This window comes from Pseudomonas sp. HMWF006, from assembly GCF_003061205.1.
GTDB classification, from domain to species: Bacteria; Pseudomonadota; Gammaproteobacteria; order Pseudomonadales; family Pseudomonadaceae; genus Aquipseudomonas; species Aquipseudomonas monsensis.
Genome location: NZ_QAIU01000176.1, coordinates 1,996 through 4,252, shown reverse-complemented (window position 1 = coordinate 4,252; position 2,257 = coordinate 1,996). Strand labels below are relative to the sequence as shown.

The following is a 2,257-nucleotide window of genomic DNA, read 5'->3' as shown; positions in this document are numbered from 1 at the left end:
CCACAGGGTTGCGGTGTTATTGAGAGGAGATCGTTGTCTGGCTAACTAAATTTTTTGTCATGGCAACTTCCTGTTACAGAGTGGTGATAACCTCGCGATTCACCCTCGAACCAGACCTGCCTTCAGATGCCCAGCCAAGCGCCCCTGCTGTTACGTCACCATCGTCCTTTCCTCGCGTTCTGGCTCGCCCGGATCTTCACCGCCAGCGGCTTCCAGATGCTCACCGTCGCCATTGGCTGGAACCTCTATCAACTGACCGGCAACGTTCTCGATCTGGGTCTGGTCGGACTCGTCGAATTTGCCCCACGCGTGCTGTTCATGCTGCACACCGGGCATGTCGCCGACCGCTACGACCGACGCAAAGTGGCGGCGCTCTGTCAGTCGCTGCAAGCGCTGATCGCCCTGGCGCTGGCGATCGGCAGTGCCACCGATCACGTCACTCGGGAGATGATCTTTATCCTCGCCTTCCTGCTCGGTGCTGCACGGTCCTTCGAGCTGCCGACCACTCAGGCACTGTTGCCGAGCATCGTGCCCAGCGCACTCTTTCCGCGTGCGGTCGCGGCAGCACAGTCGGCGCAACAATCGGCAACCATCGTCGCCCCGGCCCTGGGCGGTTTGCTCTACGCGTTCGGCAGTGTCTGGGTCTATGGGCCGACGGTGCTGCTCTATGTCATCGCCTGCTCGCTGATGCTCAACCTGCCCGCACGGCATACGCCGCTCAACAAGGGCAAGGCCACGCTGGATTCGCTGCTGGCGGGCATTCGTTTCATCCGTAGCCGACCGGACATCCTCGGGGCGATTTCGCTGGACCTGTTCGCCGTGTTGCTCGGCGGAGCCACCGCGCTGCTGCCGGTGTTCGCCAAAGACATCCTGCTCACCGGCCCGTGGGGCCTGGGGTTACTGCGTTCGGCACCCGCCGTCGGCGCGTTGTTGATGTCGCTGTTCCTCGCCCGGTTTGCCGTCGAACGCAATGTCGGCCGAGTGATGTTCACCGCCGTCGGCGTGTTCGGCGTCGCGACCATTGCCTTTGGCCTGTCGACGTCGTTCTGGTTCTCGCTGGCGGTGCTGGTCGTGCTGGGCGCTGCAGACATGATCAGCATGGTGATCCGCGCTTCCTTCGTGCAACTGGAAACCCCGGACGAAATGCGCGGCCGGGTCAGCGCGGTGAACGGCCTGTTCATCGGTGCTTCGAACCAGTTGGGCGAATTCGAATCCGGCCTCACAGCGCACTGGTTCGGCACCGTACCCGCCGTGGTGATGGGCGGGATCGGCACGCTGGTGGTGACAGGCACGTGGATCAAACTGTTCCCGACCCTGGCCAACCGCGACCGGATGCACGTGCCGGTGGAAGAGGTGAAGGTCTGACGTTATTCAGGCCAACAACTCCCCCGCCACCTTCGCCCGTAACGCCTTGCCGCCAAGTTGCTCAACCAGGGTCAGGGCAAACGCCAGTGCGCCGCCGGAGCCCTGGGCGGTAATGCAATTGCCGTCGACCACCACCGGTTGATCAACAAACGTACAGCCCGACAGTTGATGGCTGGCACTCGGCAGGCAGGTCATGCGGCGTTGACGTAAGACACCCGAGGCTTGCAGGGCGATGGCCGGGGATTCGCCGATGGCAGCGAACAGGCGTCCAGCGCTGGCCTGGTCCTTGAGCAGTTGTTGCAACGGCTGATGCGCCGCCAGGTGCTGTGCGCCAATGGCGCCGCCGGGCAGGACGATCAGATCGAATAATTGCGCCAGAACATCGACCAGCATGCCGTCGGCGGTCAGTCGGGTGCCGCGGGCGCAGGTGAGCATACGGCGACCCTCGATGCTGGCCGCCATCACTTCGATGCCGGCGCGGCGCAGCACGTCGATCAGGGTGACGCTTTGCAGATCATCGATGCCCTCGGCGAGGGTAATCAGGGCTCTAAAAGTCATGGGCGCTTTCCACTGAATGGTCTTTAAAGCGTAGTCAGCTTTGCCCGGACCTGTTCAGAGACAGCCGTTACTTGATGTAAAGCTGGGTGGCCAGCGTGTTGCCCGGTGCGTTGATCGAGGTGTTGCTGAAGGTAAAAATGCCATCCTGCTTGCCGGCCAGGTCAAAGACATACAGGTAGCCCACGGTTTTGCGACCTACGGTGCATTCGGTGAGATTGCCGTTATCAAATGCGCAAACCGGAGTGCGCGTGCCGTTCACCTCAAAACCGTCGAGCGCGACATGGGGCTCGCGACCATAACCGACTTCCAGCACGTAGACCTTGATGTTCGATCC

At 62.0% G+C, this 2,257-nt stretch carries 3 protein-coding genes; 1 reads left to right on the top strand and 2 read right to left on the bottom strand.

From position 1 onward, the window contains the following. Positions 1 to 126: 126 nt before the first annotated feature. Complete coding sequence (locus tag DBR24_RS06985) at positions 127 to 1,365, top strand: MFS transporter (RefSeq protein ID WP_123463955.1); 1,239 nt, start codon at positions 127 to 129, stop codon at positions 1,363 to 1,365. 6 nt (positions 1,366 to 1,371) lie between these two features. Here DBR24_RS06985 and DBR24_RS06980 read toward each other — a convergent pair whose 3' ends face one another. Further along, entirely contained in the window at positions 1,372 to 1,923 is a 552-nt protein-coding gene (locus tag DBR24_RS06980; RefSeq protein ID WP_128614313.1) for a DJ-1 family glyoxalase III, read from the bottom strand. 67 nt (positions 1,924 to 1,990) lie between these two features. After that, positions 1,991 to 2,257, bottom strand: a 267-nt coding sequence (locus DBR24_RS06975) for a DUF4879 domain-containing protein (protein ID WP_128614314.1), incomplete at its 5' end; no start/stop codon positions are given.